Source organism: Agromyces sp. NDB4Y10, from assembly GCF_001620055.1.
GTDB lineage: Bacteria > Actinomycetota > Actinomycetes > Actinomycetales > Microbacteriaceae > Agromyces > Agromyces indicus.
The window spans coordinates 165,017-189,413 of the sequence record NZ_LQGY01000014.1; the positions used below are offsets into that span (position 1 = coordinate 165,017).

A 24,397-nucleotide genomic window follows, 5' to 3' on the forward strand; every position below is an offset into this window, starting at 1 on the left:
TCGCGGCCACCGGGACCAGTGTTCCAACCGGCGGCCGTCGCCGGAACCCCCTCGACGCGGGCTCGCGGACCCGGCGGTGTCCGGCGCAGGGCCTGGTCGCTATGGTGACGAGGGTGGTGACCAGCGATCGCGTCCTCGCCCGATGGCGGCTGCATTCGCAGTTGCTCGCCGCCCCGGTCGACGGCGCCCGGCAGGTGGTGTCGCGGCTGCTCGGCGTGCAGGCCGAGAATCCGTCGCAGTCGGCGTGGGCGGTCGCCACGCGCACGACGAACCCGCGGCAGGAGGATCTCGCCGACGAGCTCGCCGCCGGACGCGTGCTGCGTACGCACGTGCTGCGGCCGACGTGGCATTACGTCGACGCGGATGACGCGGCCTGGCTGCTCGACCTCACCGCTCCGCGAGTCCTGCCGGTGGTCGATGCGCAGTTCCGAGCGCACGGCGAGCGGATGACGCAGCTCACCGACGCGGTCACGTCGATCCTCGCCGACACGCCCGACCGCACCCGCGGCGACCTCGCCGCGGAACTTGCCGTGCGCGGGTTCGAGTTCGTCGGCATGGAGCTGATGCTGCTCCTCGCCGGCCTCGAGCTGCGGGCGCTGATCTGCAGCGGCGCCCCGCGCGACGGCGAGCACACGTACGCGCTGTTCGCGGACCGCGTGCCGAACCCCCGGCGGCTGGATCGCGACGAGGCGCTCGCCGAACTGGCGGTGCGCTACTTCACCTCCCACGGTCCGGCCACCGAGCGCGACCTCGCGTACTGGGCCACGCTGACCCTCACCGACGTGCGGCGCGGGATCGCGGCGGCGGGCGACCGGCTCGAGTCGTTCGAGCACGACGACCGCACGTACCGGCACGTCGGCGGAGCGGTGCCGACCACGGCGGAGCCGGCGGGGCACCTGCTGCAACTGCTCGACGAGATGTACCGCGGCTACCAGGACTCGCGCCTCGTGATCGACGCCGACCGCCTCCTCAGCCGCGGGCGGGAGACGGCCATCGGCATGGCGCTCGTCGACGGGCAGTTCGTGGCGGACATGCGGCGCACGGTCGGCGCGAAGTCCGTCACGTTCCCGCTGCGCCCGCTCCGGCCCCTGCAGTCGTCGGAGCGCGCGGCGCTCGACGCGGCGGCGGGCCGCTACGGCGCCTACCTCGGGTTGGAGCCGCGCGTGGTCGTCGAGGGCTAGCGCCCCTCGGCGGCGTCGGCGCCGGCCCAGCGCAGCACCCGCAGCGCGCGCAGCGTCGTCCACCGGCTCGGGTCGCCCTTGGCCTCCTCGAGCACCCAGGCGCGCAGGGCCGGGCGTTGCGGTCCGGCGGGCCATCGTCCGTCTGGCGCTCGCCGTGACCGGAGCAGGTCGAGGGCGGGGTCGAGCCGAGGGTCGGCCGGCCCGCCGTTGGCGCGGAAGTGCTCGAGCGCGCGGAGGACGTCGTAGTACCAGTAGGTGGGGAACGCGAAGTCGGTGTATCGCTCGTTCGCGACCTCGCCGGTCGACCTCCGCAGGTGGAGGTGCCGGTCGAGCAGGTACTCCTCGCCGGTGCCGATGACGTCGGCGAGCGCGGCATCCGTCGACCCGGTGGCGCGCTGGTACGCGCGCAGGCCCTCGAGCACGCACAGCGTGCTGTCGAACGACGAGCGCGGCGTGGGCCGGGGCTCGGCGCAGTTCCATCCGCCGTCGCTGCGCCGCTGCGAGATCAGGCGTTCGACCATGCGGTCGGCGCCCTCGCCGAGCACGCCGAAGAAGGCGCCGAAGGTCAGGACTCCGCCGTTCACGCACTCCTCGACCTCGCCGTCGAAGAAGGGGCTGCCCCCGACGTCGTCCGGCCAGCGCACGCCGTCGCGCACCTTCTCGATCGCCTCGACGACGGCGGATGCCTCGGGGTCGATGCCGAACCGGGTGAGCACCTGCAGCGTCCACATCACCGAGTCGCGTTCGAGGCGTTCGCCGTAGACCGCGCCACCCCAGTACCCGTCGGCGGCCTGCAGCGCGAGCAGGTCGGCGCCCCAGCCCTCGGTCGCGACGCGCGCGCGGTCGGCGGCGACCGCGTCGGCCGGTTCGTCGAGCAGGTCGCGTCGCACCTGCCAGGTGATCGCCGGGTCGGCGTCGAGCAGCCAGTCGATGACTCCGTCGTCCATTCGAGCATGGTGCCCGAGGCCACCGACATGTTGCGGAGGCGCGGCATCCGTCGGTCAGGTCTGCGCTTCAGCGACCGTCGAGGTCGCGCGCCACGTGCCGCCACGGCACGGAGGCGTCGGGCCGCGCCGCCGCACCGCGCGCCTCGCCGTCGCACCGGACCACGACACCCCAGTCGTCGAGCGAGGTGCCCGCCGCCTCGAGGCGGTCGCGCAACCGGCGGACGGCGCGGCGCGACGGTTCGCCGCGCACCGACACATGCGCCATGTGGGTCTCCGCGATCGCCGCGACCGCCCGCACCAGCGGCACCGGCAGCTCGAGCCGCGCGCCCAGCGACCGGATCAGCTCGGCGCCGTGCTCGGCGTGGCCGTGCGAGATGATGCGCCCGTCACGCGTCTGCGTGGTGTCGGGCTTGCCGACGTCGTGCAACAGCGCGGCCAGCACGAGGAGCGCCCGCCGGTCGACGTCGAGTCCGCGGTGGTCGGCGTCGGTCGCGGCGAGGTCGGCCGCCCAGAGCGAATGCACGAGCACGTCGCCCTCGGGATGCCAGACGGGGTCCTGCGGGGTGGCCGCGAGCGCCGCGAGCTCGGGGACGGCGTCGATGATCCCGGCGGCGCGGAGCGCCTCGGATGGCGTCGGCGCGTGCCGGGCGATGTCGAGCAGGGCGGCGCCGAGGGTTGCGTCGGAGCGAGGTTGCGTCACGGTGTCGTCGTGTCGAGTTCCACCCAGGCGATCAGGATGGGCAGGATCCCGTCGCCGGTCGTCGGGGGCGGTCCGGGCTCGAAGGGGATCGCCGCGAACCAGGCGTGCGCGAGGACGGTCGAGCCCATGGCGATCGCGACGACCAGGGTCCGCGCACGTGCGAGGGTGCGCATCGCGGCATCCTGCGTCTGGGAGTACTGCAACACGATGGTCATGGCGCGCATCACGACGAGCGCCATCGCCAGGTAGACCACCGCGCTCGGCATCAGGGTGATCGTCGTGCAGGTCGTGACCTCCGCGCCTCCCTCGGGGAAGGCATCGCTCGTGCACGAACCGCGTGACGCGTTCGTGAGCAGCCCGTAGGCGACGGCGGCGCCGACCGCGGTCCCGAGGAGGATGCGCGCGCGGTGGAACAGCGTCGCGCCGGCAAGCGTCGACAGGTGGGCGGGCGGCTGGACGGTGGTCTCAGGCATGCGGTCTCCGCGGATCGTAGGGCTGCGGCCATGCTGGCAGCGCGGTCGCGCACGGCACAAGAGCGCGCTGCGCAGCACGCGCGCCTGGAGCGGGCCGACGTCGCTGCGTCGCCCATCGAGCGCGAGTTCGCGACCCGCTCGTTCGTGGCCGACCTCACGACGATCCGCCCGGGGTGCGGCGCACTCGAAGGCTCAGTCCGTCGGCTCGTCCGCCACGTCGATGAGCACCTTGCCGACCGTGCCCGCCTCGACCGCGTCGTGCGCCTCCGCCGCGCGCTCGAGCGGGAAGCGCGTGATCGGCAGCCCCGCCTCCTCACCGACGGACAACGCCCCGTCCGCGACGGCGGCGGAGACATCCTCGGCCGCCGCCGCAAGCGCCGCATCACCGACCGTGTACAGCAGCAGGAACTGGTACCGCACGTTCAGTGCGAAGTGATGCCGCACGTCGAGCGACATCTGCCCGCCGCCATCCGTCGCGTACACCGCGACCGAGCCGTGGTTCGCGAGCACCTGCGCGTTCAACGCCGCATTGCGGGCGGGGGAGACCTCGACCACCTGGTCGACCCCGTCGGGGGCGATGGCGCGGATGGCGCGCGCCGCGTCATCCGTTCGGTAGTTCACCACGTGCTGCGCACCCGCCGCGGTCGCGAGCGCCGCCTTCTCAGGGGAGCTCACCGTCGTGATCACGCGGGCGCCCGCCCACCGCGCGAGCTGGATGGCAGCGTGCCCCACCGCGCCCGCCCCACCCGCGACGAGCACCGTGCGCCCCTCGAGCGCGCCCGGCGCGAGCCGCGACGGCCCGCCCTCGTGCACGGTCAGCGCCCGGTGCGCCGTCATCGCCGGAACCCCCAGCGACGCGCCCAGGTCGAAGCCCGCGGCATCCGGCAGGTGCACCAGGCGACTCGCGGGCAGCACCGTGAACTCCTGCGCCGTGCCCGTCGGACGCTGGTGCGCCGCGAGGAACACCCACACCCGGTCGCCCTCGGCGAACCCGGTCACCCCGTCGCCGACCGCATCGACGACGCCCGCGCCGTCCTGGTTCGGCACGACCTCGTCGAACGGCGTCGACCGGCCGGGCGACGCACCCGCGCGCGCCTTCCAGTCGGTCGGGTTCACGCCCGAGACGACGACGCGCACGCGCACCTCGCCGGCGGCGGGCTGCGGCAGGTCGCGCTCGACGAGCCGAAGTACGGACGACGGGCCGGTCTCGGAGTAAGCGATCGCACGCATGGTCATGGCTCCATCCTGACGGGTCTGCTCAGTTCATCTTCCGCCGGTAGATCGCGACCGCCCCGACGTAGGCGACCACGAGGATCCCGACGAGCCAGGCCAGCGCGACCCACAGGTCGCTGCCAACCGGCTCGCCCGCGAACAGCGCTCGCAGGGAGTCGACGATCGCCGTCACCGGCTGGTTCTCGGCGAACCACGCGACGGGCCCGGGCATCGAGTCGGTCGGCACGAACGCCGAGCTGATGAACGGCAGGAAGATCAGCGGGTAGCTGAACGCGCTCGCCCCGTCGACGGTCTTCGCCGAGAGCCCCGCGATCACGGCCAGCCAGGTGAGGGCCAGCGTGAACAGCGTCAGGATGCCGGCGACCGCGAGCCACGCCCCGACTGAAGCTCCTGTGCGGAACCCCATGATCAGTGCGACGCCGACCACGATCGCGAGTGACACGAGATTGGCGACGAGCGAGGTGAGCACGTGCCCCCAGAGCACGCTCGACCGCGCGATCGGCATCGACTGGAACCGTTCGAAGATCCCGCCCTGAAGGTCGAGGAACAGCCGGTACGCCGTGTAGGCGACACCCGACGCGACCGTGATGAGCAGGATGCCGGGCAGCAGGTAGTTCACGTACGACTCGCCGCTGCCGGTCTGGATCGCCCCGCCGAGCACGTACACGAACAGCAGCATGAGCGCGATCGGCGTGACCGCGGTCGTGATGATCGTGTCGGGGCTGCGGAGGATGTGGGTGAGCGACCGACCGGTGAGCACACCGGTGTCGCGGATCACGTGGGTGGTCATCGCGGGTCTCCTTCCGATGTCGCGCGCTCGGATGTCGCGCGCTCGGCGGGTTCCGGCTCTCCGACGAGCGCCAGGAACACCTCCTCGAGCGTGGGCTGCTTCTCGACGTACTCGACCTTCGCGGCGGGCAGCAGCCGCTTCAGCTCGGCGAGCGTGCCGTTCTGGATGATCACCCCGCGGTGGAGGATCGCGATCCGGTCGGCGAGCTGCTCGGCCTCGTCGAGGTACTGCGTGGTCAAGAGCACGGTGGTGCCGGATGCCGCGAGCCCGGTGATCGCCTGCCACACCTCGATGCGCGCCTGCGGGTCGAGCCCGGTGGTCGGTTCGTCGAGGAAGATGACGGGCGGGTCGCCGATGAGGCTCATGGCGATGTCGAGCCGGCGGCGCATGCCGCCGGAGTAGGTGCCGGCGCGGCGGTCGCCCGCGTCGGTCAGCGAGAACCGGGCGAGCAGGTCGTCGGCGATCGCCCCCGGCTCCTTCAGGTGCCGGAGCTTCGCGACGAGCACGAGGTTCTCGCGCCCGGTCAGCACCTCGTCGACGGCGGCGAACTGCCCGGTGAGGCTGATCGACTCGCGCACGTCGCCCGGCGCCGCGCCGACGTCGAACCCGTGCACCGACGCGGTCCCCGCGTCCGGCTTCAGCAGCGTCGACAGGATGCGGACGAGGGTCGTCTTGCCCGCGCCGTTCGAGCCGAGCAGCGCGAAGATGCTCCCGGGCTGCACGTCGAAGTCGACGCCGCGCAGCACCGGCACCTCGCCGAACGACTTCTCGACGCCCTGCACCCGGATGGCGGGGGCGGTGGCGGTTGCGGTGGTCATCGCGGTTCCTTCCGTTCGGCGTCGTCGATCGCCGTGATGAGGCGTGCGCGCTCCTTGTCGATCCAGCGGGTGCCGCCGTAGGCCTGGGCGAAGGTCTCGGCGAACTCCACGGGGTCGTCGCCGACGATCTCGCGGAGCGGCATCCGGTCGGTCGCCGCCCGCTCGAACAGGTCGGCGAGGTCGACGAACATCGTCACGAGCGTGTCGCCCTCGGTGATGCCGCCGTAGTACATGAAGTACCGGTGCAGGGCCTGCGCGGCGGCGCGGTAGGGCTCGGGGAGCCCGTCGATGCGAGCCTTGGCCTGCTTGTACTGCTTCTTCTGCTCGAGCGAGCCGGTGAGGGCTTCGATCCACTTGGCGGCCATGTCAGTCGTCTCCTTCGGTGTCGTCGTGGAGCTGTCCGATGCGCTCTGCGAGGAAGCTCCAGGTCCTCCAGAACTCGTCGAGGTACGCGCGCCCCTGCGGGTTGAGCGAGTACACCTTGCGGGGCGGCCCCTTCTCGGAGGGCACCTTCTCGACGTCGACGAGTCCGCGCTGTTCGACGCGGACGAGCAGCGCGTACACGGTGCCCTCGACGATGTCGCTGAACCCCTGCTCGCGCAGTCGTGCGGTGATCTCGTAGCCGTACGCCGGCCGGTCGGCCAGCAGCGCGAGCACGATGCCCTCGAGCGTGCCCTTCAGCATCTCGGTCATCTGCTTGCCCATCAGCGCCTCCTCTCGGTACTCGGTGTCACTGGGTACTGGTAGATAGTAAGACGGAGTACCGGTAGATAGCAAGACTGAATACCGAATCCGTTCGGTCGGCGGATGGATCCGCAAGCCCCTGCCCGCGATCAGGCGGCCCGCCTAGCATCGGGGCATGTTCTTCTTCGTCGGCGTCTTCCCGCGCGAGCGGCAGATCGCCGCCGCAACGCTGCGCTGCGAGCACTGCCACGAGGTGGCCCAGCAGCGATTCCTCGAGGCGGGCAGTCGCCTCTGGGTGTTCTTCATCCCCGTGTTCACGTTCGGCCGCACCTACGTGATGGTCTGCTCGAACTGCGGGTGGGCGACCGAGCTCAGCCGCGACGCGGCGATGCGCGCAGCGGCGGTGACCGGGGCGCGCTGACCGTGGGCGAGCGGATGACGCGACGCGGGGGAGTCCTCGCCGTGGCCGCGACCGCGTGGGTGCTGCTCGGGTGCGCGCCGAGCGGGCCGCCGTCGAGCGGGTCCGATGCGACGCCGGACCGACCCCCGGCATCCGACCCGGACGACCCGGACCGCACCGGCGGCTCGTTCGCCGCGGTCGGCGACTCGATCACGGATGCCGACAGCCGGAACTTCGCCGCCGGCGAGATCGGTCCGGCCTCGTGGGCGGCCTACGTCGTCGACGCCGGGGTCGTGTTCGCCGGCGGCTGGGCGGAGTGGGGTGCGACGACCTCGCGCATGGCGGACGCGGCCGCCGCGGTCGACGCGGACACGCTCGTCGTCCTCGCGGGGACGAACGACGTCGCGTTCGGCATCCCGTTCGCCGAGACGTCGGCGAACCTGGAGCGGATCGTGGACGCGGTCGGGATCGACGACGTCGTCGTCTCCTCGATCCCGCCCATGGACGCCTACCCGCAGGGGCCCGTCGAGTTCAACGAGCAGCTCGAGGAGTTCTCGGACGAGCGCGGCTGGCGCTTCGTCGACGCCGCCGCCGACCTGCGCACCTCCGACGGCACGTTCCGGTCGGGGATGTCGTTCGACGGTCTCCACCCGTCCGAGGATGGAGCCCGCATGCTCGGCGAGGCGATCGCCGATGAACTCGTCGCCGGCTGAGCCTCAGGCCGCTACCAGATGACGGCGATGGCCGCGTTGGCGAGCGTCAGCAGGCCGATCGGCCAGAAGATCGCCGGCGAGACCGATCCGCTCTTGCGCTGACGGGCGGCGCCGATGCCGAGCAGTGCGCCGATGATCAGCAGGATCACGAGCTTCGTGCCGATCTTGGCGTAGTTCAGGTCGCCGTCGAGACCCCACGGCGCGGCGAGCGCCAGGCCGGCGACGGCGGCGATCGCGAGACCCCAGTGCATGACCCGCGTGATGCCCCGCTTGCCGTTGACCAGTTCGACGACCCAGGCGCCGAAGAGGACGGCGAAGCCGACGAGGTGGATGAGCACGACGATATCGCGAAGGGTCTCCATACCTGCAGGTTACCGGGAACGGGCGGGCGGGCCGTGCAATGTTCGCGCGTTTGACAGCGTTCGCACTAGTGAGAATAATGGGTGCGACGACGAAAGGACTCCGCCATGGCCGACATCCGCCTCACCGACGGACACCTCGAGGTGGCACTCACGCGCCGCGAGAAGATCGCCGGCCTGCTCGGCGACCTCCGTGTTCCGGTAGCCGCTATCGGCCACGTCGACGTCGTCGACAACGCCTTCGACGCCGTCCGAGGGCTGCGCGCCCCGGGCCTCGCGATTCCCGGGCTCACCCGCGTCGGCACGTGGCGCGGTCGCGGTCGCCGCACCTTCGTGGTCGCGCGCGCCGGGCAGCCGGCGCTCGTGGTCGACCTCGAGGGGCAGCGATACGACCGGCTGGTGCTCTCGACGACGGATGCCGCGTCGCTCCGCGACCGGCTCCGGGCGGCGGTGCGCTGAGCGATGGCCGGCCCCACCGACACCGTCGAGCTGGTCCTGCACCCGGTCCGGCTCCGCATCATCCAGGCCCTGCTCGGCGGGCGCCGGCTCACGACCGCCCAACTCGGCGACGAGCTGCCGGGCGTGACGACCGCGACGCTCTACCGGCAGGTCGCCACGCTCGCGGAGGCCGGCGTGCTCGTCGCCGTCGACGAGCGCCGGGTCCGCGGCGCCGTCGAGCGCACGTGGGAACTGCAGCTCGACGCCGCCCGCATCACCGGCGACGACCTCGCCGGGATGACGCCCGAGGAGCACCGCCGCGCGTTCGCCGCGTACGTCGCCGGGCTGCTCGCCGGGTTCGACGGGTACCTCGCCCGCGGCGACGTCGACTTCGAACGCGACCGCGTCGGCTACCGGCAGGTCGCGCTGTGGATGACCGACGACGAGACGGACGAGTTCATCGCCGGCCTCCGCGATCTCGCCTCGCGCTACGCCGGCAACGGCCCGGGCGACGGCCGGGTTCGCCGCGTGCTGTCGACGGTCCTCATCCCCGACGCGACGGACGCCGACCCGGCACCCGCGCCCACCTCTTCCGCCTCTTCGACCTCGACGGGAACGACATGATCACCGCCTCGACCCCGACCTTCACCGAGACCGCCGTCGACGTCGCCGTCGGCGACGTGCGCCTCGCCTGCACCCTCGCCCTCCCCGCCGAAGCCCCGCGCGCGGCGGCGCTGCTCGTTCCCGGGTCGGGACCGGTCGACCGCGACAGCGACCACCCGCGCATGCGCCTCGGCATCACGCGTGAACTCGCGCACGCGCTCGCCGGTGCCGGCGTGGCGAGCCTGCGCTACGACAAGCGCGGCGTCGGCGCGTCCGGCGGCGACTTCCTGAGCGCCGGGCTCAGCGACAACACGTCGGATGCCGCTGCCGCCCTCGCCGCGCTCCGCGAGCGCCTGCCCGGGGTGCCCGTCGTACTGGTGGGCCACAGCGAGGGCGCGATCATCGCGACCCGCCTCGCCGCGAACGAGCCGGACCTGGCCGGCACCGTGCTCCTCGCCGCACCGGCCGTCGTGGGGGAGCGGATGCTCGCCTGGCAGGCCCGGCAGATCCTGCCGACGATGCCGAGGTTGGTCCGCGGCATCCTGCGGCTGCTTCGCATCGACCTCATCGAGAAGCAGCGCCGCAACGTCGAGCGCTTCCGGCAGAGCACGACCGACGTGATCCGGCTCGAGGGTCGCCGGGTCAACGCCAAGTGGCACCGGGAGCTCATCGCCTACGACCCGGCTCCGGACCTCGCGCGCATGTCGATGCCCGTCCTCGCGATCACTGGCGACCACGACCTCCAGGTCGACCCCGACGACCTGGAGCGCATCGCCGCGACGGTCGCGGGCCCCGTCGAGATCGACCGGCCCGAGCGCCTCACGCACCTGCTGCGACGCGACGCCGGCGACACCGCCTCGTTCGCGGCGTACCGGTCGCTCGTCAAGCAGCCCGTGGACCGCGAGCTGCTCGACCGGGTCTCGTCGTGGGTCGCGGCGCGCGGCCACGCGTCCGACGGGGGCGCGGCCGGCGCCTGACGGCTCTTGACGATCGCCGCTGCCGGGTCGAGGCTGATCGCATCCGTCATCCGCGAAGGCGCGGATCACACGGGAGGGAGCGACCTGCATGGACGTCATGACCGAGGAATCGACCGAGAAGATCGCCCGAGCGTTCTCGAGCCACCGCTTCGACGTCGCGCTGCCCCGCCTCGCCGACGACGTGATCTGGACCGTCGTCGGCTCCGATCCGATCGTGGGGCGGAAGAAGGTGAAGAAGGCCGTCGAGCGCACGGCGGCGCAGCTCGCGGAGGTCACGACCGAGTTCCAGCGGTTCCGCAGCGTCGTCGGCGAGGACAGCGTGGTGGTTGACAGCCTCGCGCGGTACACGGATGCCGCGGGCGACGTGTCAATCGTGGCATCCTGCGACCTCTACGACTTCGACGGCGACGGATGCATCACCGAGATCGTGTCGTACACGATCGAACTGCCCAGCTGATCGGGCTCCGGGGGCGCCGCTCGGTCAGAGCGGCAGTGCCCGGTCGTCGACGACGGTCTTCATGACCAGCGTCGACTGCACGCGCGCGACGCCCGGCAGTGCCGAGAGCTTCTCGTCCCACAGGCGCTCGTACGCGCGCAGGTCGGCGACCGCGACCTGCAGCAGGTAGTCGGGGTCGCCGAACAGGCGCAACGCCTGGGTCACCTCGGGGATCTCGGCGACCGCCGCGTCGAACGCGGGCACGGTGTCGCGGTTGGCCTGCGCCATCGTGACGAACACGAGCGCGCCGAAGCCCATGCCGACCGCGTTCGGGTCGATGACCGCCCGGTACCCGGTGATCGCACCGGACGCCTCGAGCGCCCGCAGCCGGCGGTGCGTCGGCGACATGCTGAGGTTCACCCGCTCGGCGAGCTCCGTGAGGCTCAGCCGGCCGTCGCGCTGCAGCTCGGCAAGGATCTTCCGGTCGATGGCGTCCACAACGTGAATTCTTCCACGAATGCCGCGCGGCGAGGTTGAATACGGCAGCGGCTGCTCTCGCGGCATCCGTACCGTTCTCGTGTGGACATGCAACTGCTGATCGCCGCCGCGGTGATGATGGTGCTGATGGTCGTGCTGCCCGGGCCCGACTGGGCGTACCTGATCGCGTCGGGGATGCGCGAGCGGAGCGTGCTGCCGTCGCTCGCCGGCATCCTGCTCGGATACCTCGCCACGGTCGCGGCGGTCGCGCTCGGCGTGGGTGCGGCGGTCGCGGCCCTGCCCGGGTTCATCGTCGCGCTGACGTTCGCCGCGGCGATCTACCTCACCTACCTCGGCGTGCGCGTGCTGCGGCAGCCGCCCGTCGCGGTCGCGGTCGCGGGCGCCGGCAGGATCGGGGGAGCGGTCGCGTCCGCCGCCGGCGACGTGCCCGCGGCATCCGCTCGACCGTGGCTGCGCGTGCTGCAGGGCGCCGGCGTCAGCGGGCTGAACCCGAAGGGGCTGCTCGTGCTCGTGGTGCTGCTGCCGCAGTTCACGGATGCCGCGGGCGCCTGGCCGATCCCGGTGCAGCTCGCGGTGCTCGGCCTGATCTTCGTCGGCGCGTGCGCGCTCGTGTACTCGCTCGTCGGCTACGGCGCGCGAACGGTGCTGCGGCTGCGCCCGTCGGCGATGCGGCTCGTCTCGCGCGTCTCGGGAGCGGCGATGATCGTGCTCGCCGTGGTGCTCGTGGTCGAGCAGGCGGCGCACCTCGTGGCGTGAGCCGCGGGGTGCCGCGCGACCGGGTTGGGCCGATCGCCGCGTCGCGGCCGGGAAGCAGTTCGTCCTCCTCGGAGTCGGTACCGAAGTACCGGGCGAGTGCAGCCGCGCCGTCCGCGCTCGGCCGGCCGGTCAGGTCGTGACGTCGCGCGGACGCGTCCGCCGCCAGGCGAGCACCGCCATGACGACCCAGCCGAGGGCGAGGACGGCGCAGCCGACGGCCCAGACGCGTGCATCTTCCGTCAGTCGTGTCTCCGGCCTGGTCAGTCGAGCTCGCGCAGCACGGTGGTGCGCTCGCTCGGGGTGTCGCCGGTGTTCACGACGCCCTGCGGTTCGATCAGGATCGCCGAGACCTCGCCATCCGCCTTCGGGCAGTGCTCGACGCCGCGCGGCACGACGTAGACGTCGCCGGGGCCGAGCTCCACGTCGCCGTCGCGCAGCTGGATCACGAGCTGACCCGACAGCACCATGAACAGTTCGTCGGTGTCGGGGTGCGAATGCCAGGTGAACTCGCCGAGGACCTTCACGACCTTGACGTCGTAGTCGTTCACGCTCGCGAGCCGGCGGGGTTGCCAGTGCTCCGAGAACGAGTCGAGGGCGGCGTAGACGTTGCGGACCTGAGCGCTCATCGTCCGATCGTCGCGCGGGGCGGCGCCGGTTCGCAATGCTCGGGTTCGGCGGCCTCGGGTTCTGGGGCCTCGGGTTCAGCGGCGGCGGGTTCGGCGGCGCGAACCTGCCGGCGGGCCGGCGCGTTCGCGATGAAGACGCCCGCCACGAGCACCGCGCCGCCGACCGTCTCCCACACGTTCGGCACCTGGCCGAGCAGCAGCGCCGCGGAAGCCATCGCCACGACGGGGGCGAGCAGCACCCACGGCACGACCGACGCCGAGCGGTTGCGGGCGAGCAGCCCGTTGAAGATCGCGTAGCCGATGAGGGTGCAGAGCCCGGCGGTGTACAGCGTCGAGAGGATGGGTCGCCAGCCGAACGCCGCGATCCCGGCGGCGATCGCGTCGGGGCCCTCGATGATCGCCGACAGGCCGAGCGCCGGAAGCGGCACGACGAGCGCCGACCACACGGTGAGCGACAATGCCCCGAACCGTCGGGCCGGTGCGACCGGCCCGGCCCGGCGCGCGATGACGTTGCCGACCGCCCACGAGAGCGCGGCGAGCAGGCACAGCACGACGGCGAGCGCCGGAGCGTCGCCGCCGCGTCCGAACGCCACGACGCCGAGCCCGACGGTGCCGATCGCGACGCCGGCGGCCTGCAGTCGGGTGGGCCGCTCGCGGAGCGCCAGCGCGGCGACGACGATGGTCAGCACGACCTGCGCCTGCAGCAGCAGCGCGGCGATGCCGGGCTGCAGACCGAGTGCGATGGACGTGTAGAGCAGCGCGAACTGCCCGAGGCTCATGAACAGTCCGACGCCCACGACGGTGCGCCAGCTCGCCAGCGGGCGCGGCACGACCACGACCGCGAGTGCGACGACGGCGAAGCGCACGGCGACGAAGAACACCGGGGGGATGCCGGCCATGCCCCAGTCGATCACGACGAAGTTGAACCCCCACATCGTCGCCACCAGCGCAGCCAGCAGCATGTCGCGTCTCGTCATGGCACTACTCCAGCGCGTGGCATCCGGAAGCACCAGCGTTCATTTCTTCATCTGAATCGGTAGCATCGCTGCATGATCGATCTCGAAGGCGTGGTCGCGCTGCGTGCGGTGGCCACGAACGGCAGCGTCGCCGCTGCGGCCGACGCGCTCGGCTTCACGCCGTCGGCCGTGTCGCAGCAGATCAAGCGCCTCGAGCGCGGCACCCGGGTCGCCCTCCTGGAGCGCGCCGGTCGCGGCGTCGTGCTGACGGATGCCGGTCGGCAGCTCGTCACGTCATCCGCGAGCGTGCTCGCCGACCTCGAACGCATCGAGGCCGACCTGCAGCTCGCCGGCGGGTCGCGAGCCGACAGCGCGGAGCGTCGGATCACTGGGGAGGTGCGCGTCGGCGCCTTCTCGACCGCGGTGCGCGGGCTGCTCGTCCACGTCCTCGCCGACCTGCAGTGTGCGCATCCCGACCTGCGCGTGCCGCTGCGCGAGAGCGAACCGTGGGAGACCGTCGCGCTCGTGGCATCCGGTCAGCGCGATCTCGGCATCGTGCACCGCTGGGGCGGCGTGGCGCTCGCGATGCCCGGGCACCTCGTCGAGACGCCCCTGTTCACGGATGTCGCGGACGTGATCCTTCGGCGCGAGCACCCGCTCGCCGACCGCGCCGAGCTGACGCCCGCCGACCTCGCCGACGAGCGCTGGATCGCGACCTTCGACTCGACCATCTGCCGCCAGTGGCTGCGCCGCCTGTTCGACGGCGTCTCGAACGCGCCGCGCATCGTGCACGAGTCGATGGAGTTCGAGAACCACCTCGAGCTCGTTCGCGCGGGCCTCGGGGTCGCCCTCGTGCCGCGCCTCGGCCGGTCGCCGCTGCCCGACGACCTCGTGGCGATCCCCACCGCCGACCCCGCATCGGTGCGCGACATCGCCGCCGTGCACCGCCGCAGCCAGGCGGATTCGCCCGCGCTGCAGGCGGTGCTCGACGCGGTGCGAGCTGCGGTGCGGGGGCGCGCACTGATCGGGCGTTGACACGGCACCGCGTTGCACGCAGGGTGGCTGCATGAACCGTCCTGTGCGGATCCTTTCCATCGACGGCGGAGGAATCCGCGGCTACATCCCGGCGCTCGTGCTTGCGGAGGTGGAGCGACGGGCAGGCGTTCACGCCGCGACGCTCTTCGACCTGGCCGTGGGAACGTCGACGGGGGCCATCATCTCCATCGGGCTCTCGGCGGGCATCCCGGCGACCGAGCTGGCTGAGTTCTACCCGCGATACGGCGCGCGCATCTTCGGTCCTGAGGCTGACACGTTGAGCGGGCGCGGGATGACCTTCTTCGATCGGATGAACAACGCCGGGCGGACGGTCGGCGCTCCATTCGGAGGAAACGCAAGGTTCGGCGGAAACGCCCGGCACGCTGCCGCGGGCCTGGAGGGTGTCCTCCAGGAGGTGCTCGGTGATCGCAGCGTCTCGAACGCAGGGCTCGAGCTCGCGGTCACCAGCTTCGATGCAGAAGCCAACCGCCCTGTCGTCATCAGTCGGCGAGACGCGGTCGCCGACCCCACGTGGGATATGCCGCTCTGGGCGGCGGCTCGCGCGACGTCGGCCGCCCCGACCTACCTGCCCCCGTACGTGCGCGAGTGGGCTGGTCGAGAGTGCCGCTTCATCGACGGCGGGGTCTGGGCGAACAACCCTGCGGGCGTCGCTCTCGCCGAGTCGTTGCCGCTGACGGCGGCTCGCGGGTTGACCGGGGACTCCGTCGTGATGCTGTCGCTCGGCACCGGTGTGCCGAAGAGCTCGGCAGTGTTCGACGAGACAGGCAGCTGGCTGGGATCGGCGCAGGACCTGGTGAGGATGGCGACGGCCACCACGGCCGGGCACACGCTCGCGGTCCGGGCGCTGGGCCCCTCGCAGGTCACCCGACTCCAAGTCGAGGACGATCGCGTCGCGGGGAAGATGGACGACCCATCGCCTGCTCGCCTCGGCATCCTGAAGGCCGCGACCGACGAACTGCTTGCGCGAAGCGGCGCCGCGATCGACGCCGTGCTGGCACGACTCCGCGCGAGCTGACGTCGGACTTCCGGAGCTATGGCGACCGTCGTTCGCTCACGCCCCGGAGTTGCTCCGGCAGCCCCTTGAGCGCCTCGACGATGTCATTGAGTGCCTGCGTGTCGAATCCGTTTTCGGCGAGCGTCATCGCGCCGTCGCCTGCGCCGCCGATGCCCGAGAGCAGGCCTCCCCAGGCCGCAAGACGCCGGGAGGCCAGGTCAGGCCCGAGCTCGAGGATCTGCGGCAGCCTCGTGACGAAGTCGTTCACCCGCAGCGCGACATCGAGCGCGTCCACCGCGAGGCTGGCGAGTTGCTCGGGCTGGACCCATCCGCGCGCTTCGCCGACGACCGGATCGGCGACCAGCCACTGCCGGCCGTGTTGCGTGTCGAACGCCATGAGCAGCCGGCGGCTCAGGTCGCCAGCCGTACTCGCTTCGAGCATGGAGTACACGTCCGGCCAGTGTCTGGCGAGGAGCCCGGCCAGCGCATCGCCGTAGTCGGCTCCGCCGAGCACCGAGAGCAGGCCCTCGGGAGCGGAATCGATGCAGGCGGCGTGCAGATCGAGATCCTCAGTGGCCGCGATCCGGTAGACGCAGAGACGCACGGGCAGGGCGGAACCCGAGCGGTCCTGCAGTTGCAGCAGCAATTCGCTGAACCATTCGAAATGTTGGGCCTTCAGCCCCGGACCTATCTGTTCGACCTTCCCTCGCTCCGGAGGATCCTCCACGGCGGCGAACAACAGGCGTGGCGCCCGCGGGTCGTCGAGTTGCAGGAATAGTGGATCGCAGACCTTCATTCGCTCGTGCATTCGGGCACCCCTGCGCCGAGTTTCGCGTGGCGGTGTGGCCTTCGGCACGCAACTCGGTCCAATTGTCCAGCGACGGCCGCCGGCCACGGTTGAGGTGGATGTCGTGCGCGGTCATGCTGGTCGTATGGCCCGCCATTCGGGTTCGGACCGCGACCTGGCGATCTACGAGGCGCAGCGCGCGCACGAGCTCGAGCTCAACAAGGCGACCGCTGCATTCGAGCATGCGGTGTCCTCGCCGCTGTTCCTCCTGAACGGCGGCGCCGCCGTCGCGTTCCTCACCCTGCTGGGCGCCGTGTCGGCGCCCGACTCGACGCTCGCACTGCGGGTCGAGTTCGTCGCTCCCGCGGTGTTCGCCTGGGTCCTGGGTCTGACGGCCGGAGCGGCGTGCGTCGGCTTCGGCTACCGGGCGCAACGCGAGTTCACGAAAGCGGTCTCGTTCCGGCGCAGGCACTTCGAGCGGGCGCTCGTCGACCGCTCCCCACTCGACTTGGGGCCGCTGGCTGAAGCGGACGAGCTGATGCGCGCGGGTAAGCGCATGCAACGGTGGTGGTGGCGGATGTACGTGGTGAGTCTCGCGTTCTTCGTCGTGGGGGTCGCGGTCGCCACGCTCGCGGTGGTCCGACTACCGAGTTGACCCTCGGCGCTCAGCCGGGCCCGCGCCGCCCGAACACCCCCGCGAACACCGCATGCAGCAACGGCACGACGGATGCCACGATGAGCGCCACACCCCAGCCGGGCTCGTCGTCCCGCAGCAGGATGCCGCCGAGGAAGAGGCCGACGAACACCACCGCCGACACGATGCGGCCGGCGACGCGCTCGAGGCGTGTCATCCGCTGCTCGATTCGAGGCGACTGCGCAACGAGCCGGCCCGACTCGACGCGGTCGACCAGCCCTTCGAGGCGGCCCGGCAGCCGCCAAGCGGTGCCGGCCACCGACAGTGCCTCGCGCCCGACGGTCTGCACGAGGCCGCCGCGCTGGTCGCGCAGCAGCTGCGCGGCGTAGGGCTCGACGGCGTCCCACAGGTTGAACTGGGGGTCGAGGGTGCTGCACATGCCCGAGGTCAGCGACATGGCGCGGATGATGAGCAGGAAGTTCTCGGGCAGCTGGAACGGCAGCGACCGCACGACCTCGCCGAACTCGATCGCGAAGCTGCGCAGCTCGCGCTCGTCGACCTGGGCGAGCTCGGCGAAGCCCATGCCGCCGAACCGCGCGAACAGCTCGGTCATGGCCCGCTCGAGCTCGTACGTCTCGGCGGTCGGCAGCAGGAAGCCGACGCCCTGGATGGCCTGCACCAGGCGTTTCCCGTCGCGCGCGGCGACCGCGAGCATGAGCTGCTGCAGGCCGCGGCGCAGGCCGTCGGGCACCTCGCCCATCATGCCGAAGTCGATGAAGGTGAGCTGCCACGCCGGCGCCGCGGCATCCGTCGCCCCGAGCGATGGCGAAGCCGAAGCGGATGCCGCGGGCCCGGCGACCGGCGTCACGAAGATGTTGCCCGGGTGCGGGTCGGCGTGGAAGTACCCGTCGCGGAACAGCTGGTCGAACATGACGGCCGCGAACTGGTGCGCGACCTGCTTCGGGTCGATGCCCGCCGCGACGAGCGCCGCGCGGTCGCTGATCTTGATCGCGGTCACGTCGGCGAGCGTGAGCACGCGGCGGGTGGTGCGCTCCCAGACGACCTCGGGGGCGGCCACGCGCGGGTCGTCGGCGAAGTTCGCGGCGAACCGCTCGGCGTTCTGCGCCTCGTGCAGGTAGTCGATCTCCTCGAGGCTGGTGGTGGCGAACTCCTCGACGAGCGCCGGCAGGTCGACGCGGTTCGCGACGAACCGCACGCGGCTCAGCCATCCGGCCACGCGGCGCAGCGCCGCGAGGTCGACGTCGACGATCACCTCGATGCCGGGCCGCTGCACCTTGACGACGGCCTCGTCGTAGCCCATGTCGCCGGCGTCGACGGGTGCGAGCCGGGCGCGGTGGGCTTGGCCGAGGGATGCCGCGGCGAGCGGCGTCGGGTCGAACGACGCGTACGCCCGCTCGAGCGGCACCCCCAGCTCGGCCTCGGCCAGGCGCCGGATGTCGTCGAACGGCACGGGCGGAACTTCATCCTGCAGCCCGGCGAGCTCACGCGTGATCTCGGGCGGCAGCACGTCGAGCCGCGACGACATGTACTGGCCGACCTTGATCATGAGGCCGCCGAGGTCGACGGCGAGCACGTGGAAGCGCTGCGCGATGCGCGTCATCCGTGCCGTGCGCCCGCGGGCGACGAACTTCGTCAGCCCGAAGCGGGTCAGGACGAGCTCGTACCACCACGTCTGGACGATGTAGCGCGCGGCGAACCGCAGGATCCTCCGGTAGCGGGCGCGCGTGTTCCCCACATCGGGCATCCTGCCTGTCGGATGCCGACGTGTCGAGGCCACCGAGCGTCAGTCCTGGGCGAGGATCGAGTAGAGCCGTCGACGCGCCTCGTCGAGGATGTCGACCGCCTGCTGCACCTGCTCGGGCGTGCCCGTGCGTCCCACCTGGGCTGCGGCCTGCGCGAGGTCCATGCCGGACTTGGCGAGCGGCCCGGCGTGACCGAAGTCGCGACGGCTGCTGCTGCCGCTGCTGGTGCTGCCGGTCGGCCACGGCGCGCGGTCAGCGGATGACGCGGCCTCGGCCCTGCCCATCTCGGTGAGCGTGTACGTCTTGCGGCCGCCCTCCTCTTCGGCGGTGATGAGTCCCTCGTCGGCGAGCAGCTGCAGCGTCGGATACACCGAGCCCGCGCTCGGCTTCCACACGCCGCCGCTGCGCTCGGAGATCTCGCTGATGATCTGGTAGCCGTGCATCGGCTTCTCGGCGAGGAGCGCGAGCACCGCTGTGCGGACGTCGCCCTTGCCCATGCGCGGCGCGACCTTCTGCTCGAACATGCCGCGCAGCTGCTCCATCGCCTCCCACAACCCCTGGCCGGGGCCGCCCTTGCCGCCCCAGTTGCTCGAGCCGCTGCCGAACGTGCTGCCGAATGGATCGCTCATGATGACCTCCCTGAACCGGGGCCCTGATCGGGTCTCGACGATATGTCAACGATATATCGGTGAGTGACTGCGGTGGTCGTGAATTGGCTGGGAGACCCGGGCGTCCTAGTTGGCGTCGTCCATGCCGGTGGCGTGCACGGATGCCCCGTGGCATCCGGCCTGCTTCCAGTCGTAGTCCTCGCCGAGCGGTTGGTCGGGGGCGCCCCACATGGCCTCCTCCCACCCGGGAGTGCGGGCGTCGTTGAAGGCGTCGAGCTCGTCGACCACGTCGAACGTGTCGCCGTTCTCCCAAGTCTGCCATATTGCGACGTAGGCAGCCTTGAACCCCTTCTCGGCCATGCACACGGCGTCGAGGTGATTCTGCATCAGGATCGTTTCGACATCGACGTCCCCCCACTCCTCGACGAACTCCGCTGACGGCCGCGGAATCAGGGCGAGGTCGGAGGTCTCGTCGTACACGGTGTACCCCAGGATGGTGGCGATGCCTCCGGGCTCGGGTTCGACCGCAGCGGCTGCCGGTGCCGGCGACGCACTCGGATCAGCTCCGGTGGTCGACGGCGTCGGGACCGCCGCCGAGTCGGGCGCGGGCGGTGACGTGTCCGAAGCCGACGCGAACGCAGCGGTCTGCTGTTCGAATCCGTTGATCTCGGCGACGGCGGCCGCGGTGAGCACCCCGCCGGTTCCGAGGACGATGGCGGCGCCGACGGCGCCGACCGCGAGCGCGACGCGGTGGCGCGGTGTCCATCGCTTCGTTCGCTGTTCCTCGCGGCGTCGTTCGTCGTCGAGCAGGTGCTGCAGGTTCATCGGGTTTCCTCTCCGGCGGGTAGGGATGCCGCGGACGCTGCCGAGGAACGGCGCACCGGGTTCGACCAGTAGGCGGCAGCGGCGAGGCAGAGGATCGCGACGCCCGTGCCGATGGCGTAGGCGGCCGTTTCAAGCCACGTCACTCCGTTGATCACGAGGAGCGCGGTCGCGCTGATGTAGTACAGCGCCTGAACGCTCTTCGCGAAGATCAGCACCCCGGTGACGGCGAGCACCGCCGCGCCCCAGTGCCGGGTGCGTCGGTGCCCGAGCAGCGCGACGGCGATGAGCGCGACGGAGCCGAGGGCGATGGTGAGCGCGGCCGAGTCGGGAATGGAGCTGATGTCGTCGATCACCAGTGCACGTACCTGCCGGGCCGCGATGAACGCGCCGACGGCGACCTGCACGACGCCGATGACGGCGACGGCGGCGAGGAGGAGCCCGTCGACCCGGAGCGGCACCAACCGGATGCCCTCACGTCCGGTGAGCTGCGTGCGCCGCCAGCTGAGATCGGCCGGGATGCCGCGAAGCATCCGCCCTCGGAGCGCTCGGGCGGTCGCACGCCGGCTGATACCGCTCTCGGCTGCCCACGTCGTGTGCTCGTGCAGATCGGAGAGGATCTCCTGCTGCCGGCGGGCGGCGATGACCGGGTCGAGCCCGGCCGTGTACCGGAGCGACCAGCGCAGGGACGAGCGGGCCGCGCGTTCCACCGCGCGGCCGTCCAGGCCGGTCACGCGAGGGCCTCGCCGGTCACGGTGCCGCGCTGCTCGGCGCGGACGGCCGCGCGAAACGCGGCCTCGCCGGCCCCGGTGACCCGGTAGAGGCGGCGGCGCGGGCGCCCCTCGGCCTCGGCCCGTTCAGGCGCTTCCCACTCGGATTCGAGCAACCCCGCGGTCTCCATGCGGTTCAGGGCGCGGTACAGGGCGCCCTGCGAGACCAGAGCGGAGTCGTCCCGTTCGGCGAGCGTGCGGGCGAGCGCGAAGCCGAAGAACGAGCCTTCGCGCGGCTGGATGGTGAGGCCCGCATCGAGGATCGCGAGCTCGATCGGGAGGAGCACTCCCGGGCGTCGTCGTGGCATGGAGGCGACTATACGCACCTATGTGCGTATAAGACAAGGCCGAGAAATGACCACGCCCTCTCGACGCGGTCGGCGCCGCACGTCAGGCTGGGCGACAACGACGAGAACGGAGCACTTCGATGACCATCACGCAGTCTGACCGCAGCACCGGTGACATCCTCGGTTTCGTCGTGTCCGGCGACGTGACGAAGGCCGACTACGAGGTCCTGACGCCCGCGGTCGAGGCCGCGGTCGAGGAGCACGGCGAGGTGAAGCTGATGCTCGACCTCACCGATTTCCGGTGGGAGAAGGTCGGCGCGTGGGGTGCCGACCTGCGCTTCGGTCACGAGTTCCACGAGAAGGTCGCGCGCATGGCGATCGTCGGCCACAAGAAGTGGGAGGAGGGCCTGGCGCATCTCGCCTCCCCGTTCTACGCGCGGGAGGCGGCGTACTTCGAGGACGAGGATGCCGCCTGGGCGTGGCTCCGGAGCTGAGCCCGGGTGGCCGGATGTGTCGTTGCACGAGGGCCAGGGCTCACGCGGTGGCGAACGCCGACTGGGTGAGCCGCTCGGACGCCTCCCAGACCCGGGCGGCGTCAGCCGCACTGCGTAGCGGCGGGTAGAGCCGCTGCACGGCCGGCGGTCCGCCGAGGTGACCGAGTCCGCGCGGTCCGTACAGGGTTCCGCCTTCGGCCGACGGGTCGGTCGCGGCCATGAGCGCCGGCAGCGACGCGGAGTCGAGGGTGCCGATCACGATCCCTCGGGCCGAGAGCGCGCGGATCAGCCGGATCGCCCGCGTGTCCTCGTGGCGGTCGAGCTCGGGTCGCGCGGCGAGCAGGCTCGTCGGTGCCACCCCCGGGTGCGACAGGTTGCTCGTGATGCCCCACCCGCCCGCGCGACTCCGACGGTCGAGTTCCAGGCCGAACAGCCCGAACGCGATCTTGGATCGGCTGTACGCACGTTGACCGTCGTAGTGGCGCTCCGAGTCGAGGTCGTCCCAGTCGATCGCACCCCGTCGCGCCGCGATGCTGACCTGCGATGTCACCCTGGCTCGCCCCGCACGCAGCAGCGGCGCGAGCCGGGCGACGAGGGCGAAGTGGCCGAGGTGGTTGGTGCCGAACTGCAGTTCGAAGCCGTCGGCTGTCACCTGCCGCTCCGGTGGCGTCATGACCCCCGCGTTGTTGATGAGGATGTGGATGGGCTGCCCCTCGGAACCTAGGGTGTCCGCGAGCGCGGCGACCGAGGCGAGCGACGACAGGTCGAGGTGTCGGAGCGACACCTCGGCGCCCGGAACGCGCTCGCGAATACGCGCGACTGCCTGCTCGCCCTTCGCGGGGTTGCGGACCGGCAGGATCCCCTCGGCACCCGCCGCAGCGAGTCGCTCGGCGATCCTCAGTCCCATGCCGTCGCTCGCCCCGGTGACGACCGCGCGCTTCGCGGTCAGGTTGGGAATGTGGATGTCGATCGTTCGCCCGGTCATTCGAGTCCTCCTCGTTCGTGGTCATCCCACGGTCGACCGTCCCGGACGCGGCATCCAGAGACTGTCGATCCTCGGTTCGCGACGCCCAGGTACCGCCGCGGATGGTGGGACGGATGATCCGTGGTTCCGGGCATCCGAGCGAGGTAGAAACGAAGCAGCACTGCGAGACGAGGTTCACCATGATCGATCGGGCCGGGTTGGCGGAGTTCCTCCGCAGCCGTCGTGAAGCGCTGCAGCCCGAGGATGTCGGCCTGCCTCGCGGTCCACGCAGGCGGACGACCGGGCTCCGACGCGAGGAGGTCGCGTCGCTGTGCCACATGTCGACCGACTACTACTCGCGCCTGGAACAGGAACGCGGACCGCAGCCCTCGCCCCAGATGCTTGCGTCGATCGCGCTCGGTCTGCACCTCTCGCTCGACGAGCGCGACCATCTCTTCCGGCTCGCAGGACAGAACCCGCCAGCGCGCGGCGAGGTGAGCACGCATATCAGCCCCGGATTGCTGCGCATCCTGGACCGCTTGAACGACACGCCCGCCGAGATCGTCACCGAACTCGGCGAGACGCTGCGGCAGACGCCGATGGCGGTGGCGCTGACGGGGGATGCCACGTCGTACACGGGGCCCGCCCGCAGCGCGGGGTACCGATGGTTCACCGACCCGGCCGCCCGAAATCGATACGCGCCGGAGGAGCACGCGTTCCTCAGCCGGATGTACGCATCGGGCCTTCGCGAGATCGTCACGATGCGCGGGCCGGACTCACGTGCCGCGTATCTCGCGGGGTTGCTCCTCGAGCAGAGCGACGAGTTCAGACGCGTGTGGGACGACCATGAGATCGGCGTGCGCCCGCACGAGGTGAAGCACTTCATCCACCCCGAGGTGGGAGCCCTCGAGCTGACATGCCAACGGTTGATGGACCCCGATCAGGGCCATTCGCTGCTCGTGTACACCGCGATCCCCGGAAGCGAGAGCCACGACCGGTTGAGCCTGCTCGCCGTCATCGGCGCCCAGACGCTCAGCTGATGCCGGGTACCGGCGACACGTGCGTGCCGCCAGGTCCGAGCGTCGAGATCAGCCGGCCGCCGTGGCCACCGGCGGACGCGGGTCGCGCGCGAGCCACGCCTCGATCACGCCGAGCGCCGAGCCGGCGATACCGGCGCCGACGACGTCGAGCGGGAGCCCCTCGTAGGCGGGGGTGCCCGACGTCGCGATGCCCTCCTGCACGATCGACTCGATCCGCGCGCGCAGCCGCGCCATCACGACCGCCGAACCCTGCGGCCCGAGGACCCGGCGATACACCTCTGCGTTCTCGTCGAGGTGGGCGAGGTAGTCGACGAGGGCCTGGGGCGGGTCGGCGGTGGGCTCGGGGGTCTCCGGCAGGTTCGCCCGCGCGAGTCCGGCCGCGGCGTCGAGCGCGTCGGCGAGCAGGGTCTCCTTGTCGGAGTAGTGCTGATAGAAGCTGCTGCGGTTCACGCCCGCGCGGGTCGCGATGTCGGCCACCGTGACCTCCTCGAGCGGATGCTCCCGCGCGAGCGCGAACAGCGCCTCCTGCAGTGCGCGGCGGGTGCGCTCGACTCGGACGTCCACAGGGTGATTCTGGCAGTCGCACCGCT

Annotated in this window: 33 protein-coding genes; 13 read left to right on the plus strand and 20 right to left on the minus strand. The window is 71.6% G+C overall.

Features of this window, described 5'->3' with window-relative positions; all coding sequences use genetic code 11:
* The first annotated feature begins 113 nt into the window (after positions 1–113).
* On the plus strand, positions 114–1,181 hold the full coding sequence (locus tag AVP42_RS03780) for a winged helix DNA-binding domain-containing protein (protein WP_197466945.1): 1,068 nt from the start codon (positions 114–116) through the stop codon (positions 1,179–1,181).
* Here the strand turns inward: AVP42_RS03780 and AVP42_RS03785 are convergent.
* The 8 genes from AVP42_RS03785 to AVP42_RS03820 form a co-directional block, all read right to left on the minus strand.
* Entirely contained in the window at positions 1,178–2,128 is a 951-nt protein-coding gene (locus AVP42_RS03785) for a hypothetical protein (RefSeq protein WP_067946241.1), read from the minus strand. The two genes, AVP42_RS03780 and AVP42_RS03785, sit on opposite strands and share 4 nt — an antisense overlap.
* Positions 2,129–2,195: 67 nt before the next feature.
* Positions 2,196–2,828, minus strand: coding sequence for an HDIG domain-containing metalloprotein (locus tag AVP42_RS03790; RefSeq protein WP_067946243.1), 633 nt, complete (start codon positions 2,826–2,828; stop codon positions 2,196–2,198).
* Entirely contained in the window at positions 2,825–3,301 is a 477-nt protein-coding gene (locus AVP42_RS16585; protein WP_067946245.1) for a hypothetical protein, read from the minus strand. The genes AVP42_RS03790 and AVP42_RS16585 overlap by 4 nt, the downstream gene beginning before the upstream one ends.
* A 192-nt stretch (positions 3,302–3,493) precedes the next feature.
* Positions 3,494–4,531 carry an NADPH:quinone reductase gene (locus AVP42_RS03800; protein ID WP_067946507.1) on the minus strand — a complete coding sequence of 346 codons (1,038 nt, stop codon included), beginning with the start codon at positions 4,529–4,531 and terminating at the stop codon, positions 3,494–3,496.
* A gap of 28 nt (positions 4,532–4,559) precedes the next feature.
* Positions 4,560–5,324, minus strand: coding sequence for an ABC transporter permease (locus AVP42_RS03805; protein ID WP_067946246.1), 765 nt, complete (start codon positions 5,322–5,324; stop codon positions 4,560–4,562).
* Entirely contained in the window at positions 5,321–6,142 is an 822-nt protein-coding gene (locus AVP42_RS03810; protein ID WP_067946249.1) for an ABC transporter ATP-binding protein, read from the minus strand. Before AVP42_RS03810 ends, AVP42_RS03805 begins: the two co-directional genes overlap by 4 nt.
* The gene (locus AVP42_RS03815; protein WP_067946251.1) at positions 6,139–6,507 is read right to left on the minus strand and encodes a DUF1048 domain-containing protein; all 369 of its coding nucleotides are present in this window, start codon (positions 6,505–6,507) and stop codon (positions 6,139–6,141) included. The genes AVP42_RS03810 and AVP42_RS03815 overlap by 4 nt, the downstream gene beginning before the upstream one ends.
* Position 6,508: 1 nt before the next feature.
* A complete protein-coding gene (locus AVP42_RS03820) occupies positions 6,509–6,847 on the minus strand; it encodes a PadR family transcriptional regulator (RefSeq protein WP_067946253.1) in 339 nt (112 codons plus the stop codon).
* 154 nt (positions 6,848–7,001) lie between these two features.
* On the opposite strand from AVP42_RS03820, the gene AVP42_RS03825 reads away from it, so the two are divergent.
* Entirely contained in the window at positions 7,002–7,247 is a 246-nt protein-coding gene (locus AVP42_RS03825) for a zinc-ribbon domain-containing protein (RefSeq protein WP_067946255.1), read from the plus strand.
* A gap of 14 nt (positions 7,248–7,261) precedes the next feature.
* Positions 7,262–7,939 carry an SGNH/GDSL hydrolase family protein gene (locus tag AVP42_RS03830; RefSeq protein WP_157356702.1) on the plus strand — a complete coding sequence of 226 codons (678 nt, stop codon included), beginning with the start codon at positions 7,262–7,264 and terminating at the stop codon, positions 7,937–7,939.
* An 11-nt stretch (positions 7,940–7,950) separates the two neighbouring features.
* Here the strand turns inward: AVP42_RS03830 and AVP42_RS03835 are convergent, their stop codons facing one another.
* Complete coding sequence (locus tag AVP42_RS03835) at positions 7,951–8,301, minus strand: Fe-S protein (RefSeq protein ID WP_067946259.1); 351 nt, start codon at positions 8,299–8,301, stop codon at positions 7,951–7,953.
* Positions 8,302–8,406: 105 nt separating this feature from the next.
* Between AVP42_RS03835 and AVP42_RS03840 the strand changes: the two genes are divergently transcribed.
* The 4 genes from AVP42_RS03840 (at position 8,407) to AVP42_RS03855 (ending at position 10,773) form a co-directional block, all read left to right on the plus strand.
* On the plus strand, positions 8,407–8,757 hold the full coding sequence (locus AVP42_RS03840; RefSeq protein ID WP_067946261.1) for a hypothetical protein: 351 nt from the start codon (positions 8,407–8,409) through the stop codon (positions 8,755–8,757).
* A 3-nt stretch (positions 8,758–8,760) separates the two neighbouring features.
* A complete protein-coding gene (locus AVP42_RS03845; RefSeq protein ID WP_067946263.1) occupies positions 8,761–9,360 on the plus strand; it encodes a helix-turn-helix domain-containing protein in 600 nt (199 codons plus the stop codon).
* A complete protein-coding gene (locus AVP42_RS03850) occupies positions 9,357–10,316 on the plus strand; it encodes an alpha/beta hydrolase (RefSeq protein ID WP_067946264.1) in 960 nt (319 codons plus the stop codon). Before AVP42_RS03845 ends, AVP42_RS03850 begins: the two co-directional genes overlap by 4 nt.
* An 88-nt stretch (positions 10,317–10,404) precedes the next feature.
* Positions 10,405–10,773: a nuclear transport factor 2 family protein gene (locus AVP42_RS03855; RefSeq protein WP_082846965.1), complete on the plus strand. Its 369-nt coding sequence runs from the start codon at positions 10,405–10,407 to the stop codon at positions 10,771–10,773.
* 24 nt (positions 10,774–10,797) lie between these two features.
* On the opposite strand, the gene AVP42_RS03860 is transcribed toward AVP42_RS03855, so the two are convergent.
* On the minus strand, positions 10,798–11,250 hold the full coding sequence (locus tag AVP42_RS03860; protein ID WP_067946266.1) for an Lrp/AsnC family transcriptional regulator: 453 nt from the start codon (positions 11,248–11,250) through the stop codon (positions 10,798–10,800).
* An 87-nt stretch (positions 11,251–11,337) separates the two neighbouring features.
* Here AVP42_RS03860 and AVP42_RS03865 point away from each other — a divergent pair, with 87 nt between their 5' ends.
* Entirely contained in the window at positions 11,338–12,006 is a 669-nt protein-coding gene (locus AVP42_RS03865; RefSeq protein ID WP_067946511.1) for a LysE family translocator, read from the plus strand.
* 260 nt (positions 12,007–12,266) lie between these two features.
* On the opposite strand, the gene AVP42_RS03870 is transcribed toward AVP42_RS03865, so the two are convergent.
* Both AVP42_RS03870 and AVP42_RS03875 read right to left on the minus strand, forming a co-directional pair.
* Positions 12,267–12,632 (minus strand): cupin domain-containing protein, encoded by a 366-nt coding sequence (locus AVP42_RS03870; RefSeq protein ID WP_067946268.1) that lies wholly within the window; start codon positions 12,630–12,632, stop codon positions 12,267–12,269.
* Positions 12,629–13,609 carry an EamA family transporter gene (locus tag AVP42_RS03875; protein ID WP_082846966.1) on the minus strand — a complete coding sequence of 327 codons (981 nt, stop codon included), beginning with the start codon at positions 13,607–13,609 and terminating at the stop codon, positions 12,629–12,631. The genes AVP42_RS03870 and AVP42_RS03875 overlap by 4 nt, the downstream gene beginning before the upstream one ends.
* 72 nt (positions 13,610–13,681) lie before the next feature.
* Here AVP42_RS03875 and AVP42_RS03880 point away from each other — a divergent pair, with 72 nt between their 5' ends.
* Together AVP42_RS03880 and AVP42_RS03885 are read left to right on the plus strand one after the other, a co-directional pair.
* Positions 13,682–14,623, plus strand: a complete 942-nt coding sequence (locus AVP42_RS03880) for a LysR family transcriptional regulator (RefSeq protein WP_067946270.1) — start codon at positions 13,682–13,684, stop codon at positions 14,621–14,623.
* Between the two features lie 31 nt (positions 14,624–14,654).
* The gene (locus AVP42_RS03885) at positions 14,655–15,659 is read left to right on the plus strand and encodes a patatin-like phospholipase family protein (protein ID WP_082846967.1); all 1,005 of its coding nucleotides are present in this window, start codon (positions 14,655–14,657) and stop codon (positions 15,657–15,659) included.
* Positions 15,660–15,675: 16 nt separating this feature from the next.
* Here AVP42_RS03885 and AVP42_RS03890 read toward each other — a convergent pair whose 3' ends face one another.
* Entirely contained in the window at positions 15,676–16,446 is a 771-nt protein-coding gene (locus tag AVP42_RS03890) for a hypothetical protein (RefSeq protein WP_157356703.1), read from the minus strand.
* Between the two features lie 34 nt (positions 16,447–16,480).
* On the opposite strand from AVP42_RS03890, the gene AVP42_RS03895 reads away from it, so the two are divergent.
* The gene (locus tag AVP42_RS03895) at positions 16,481–17,080 is read left to right on the plus strand and encodes a hypothetical protein (protein ID WP_157356704.1); all 600 of its coding nucleotides are present in this window, start codon (positions 16,481–16,483) and stop codon (positions 17,078–17,080) included.
* Between the two features lie 10 nt (positions 17,081–17,090).
* Here the strand turns inward: AVP42_RS03895 and AVP42_RS03900 are convergent, their stop codons facing one another.
* The 5 genes from AVP42_RS03900 to AVP42_RS03920 all read right to left on the minus strand — a co-directional run bounded on the left by AVP42_RS03900 (position 17,091) and on the right by AVP42_RS03920 (position 21,330).
* Positions 17,091–18,824, minus strand: coding sequence for an AarF/ABC1/UbiB kinase family protein (locus tag AVP42_RS03900; protein ID WP_067946278.1), 1,734 nt, complete (start codon positions 18,822–18,824; stop codon positions 17,091–17,093).
* Positions 18,825–18,863: 39 nt separating this feature from the next.
* Positions 18,864–19,451, minus strand: a complete 588-nt coding sequence (locus tag AVP42_RS03905; RefSeq protein WP_067946280.1) for a PadR family transcriptional regulator — start codon at positions 19,449–19,451, stop codon at positions 18,864–18,866.
* Between the two features lie 105 nt (positions 19,452–19,556).
* Complete coding sequence (locus AVP42_RS03910; protein ID WP_067946282.1) at positions 19,557–20,255, minus strand: hypothetical protein; 699 nt, start codon at positions 20,253–20,255, stop codon at positions 19,557–19,559.
* On the minus strand, positions 20,252–20,986 hold the full coding sequence (locus tag AVP42_RS03915; RefSeq protein ID WP_067946284.1) for a hypothetical protein: 735 nt from the start codon (positions 20,984–20,986) through the stop codon (positions 20,252–20,254). Before AVP42_RS03915 ends, AVP42_RS03910 begins: the two co-directional genes overlap by 4 nt.
* The gene (locus tag AVP42_RS03920; RefSeq protein WP_082846968.1) at positions 20,983–21,330 is read right to left on the minus strand and encodes a PadR family transcriptional regulator; all 348 of its coding nucleotides are present in this window, start codon (positions 21,328–21,330) and stop codon (positions 20,983–20,985) included. Before AVP42_RS03920 ends, AVP42_RS03915 begins: the two co-directional genes overlap by 4 nt.
* 119 nt (positions 21,331–21,449) lie before the next feature.
* Between AVP42_RS03920 and AVP42_RS03925 the strand changes: the two genes are divergently transcribed.
* Entirely contained in the window at positions 21,450–21,803 is a 354-nt protein-coding gene (locus AVP42_RS03925) for an STAS/SEC14 domain-containing protein (protein WP_067946288.1), read from the plus strand.
* Between the two features lie 40 nt (positions 21,804–21,843).
* On the opposite strand, the gene AVP42_RS03930 is transcribed toward AVP42_RS03925, so the two are convergent.
* A complete protein-coding gene (locus tag AVP42_RS03930) occupies positions 21,844–22,788 on the minus strand; it encodes an SDR family oxidoreductase (RefSeq protein ID WP_067946290.1) in 945 nt (314 codons plus the stop codon).
* A 179-nt stretch (positions 22,789–22,967) separates the two neighbouring features.
* On the opposite strand from AVP42_RS03930, the gene AVP42_RS03935 reads away from it, so the two are divergent.
* Positions 22,968–23,807 (plus strand): helix-turn-helix transcriptional regulator, encoded by an 840-nt coding sequence (locus AVP42_RS03935; RefSeq protein WP_067946513.1) that lies wholly within the window; start codon positions 22,968–22,970, stop codon positions 23,805–23,807.
* Positions 23,808–23,855: 48 nt separating this feature from the next.
* On the opposite strand, the gene AVP42_RS03940 is transcribed toward AVP42_RS03935, so the two are convergent.
* Positions 23,856–24,371 (minus strand): TetR/AcrR family transcriptional regulator, encoded by a 516-nt coding sequence (locus AVP42_RS03940; protein WP_067946292.1) that lies wholly within the window; start codon positions 24,369–24,371, stop codon positions 23,856–23,858.
* Positions 24,372–24,397: the final 26 nt, after the last annotated feature.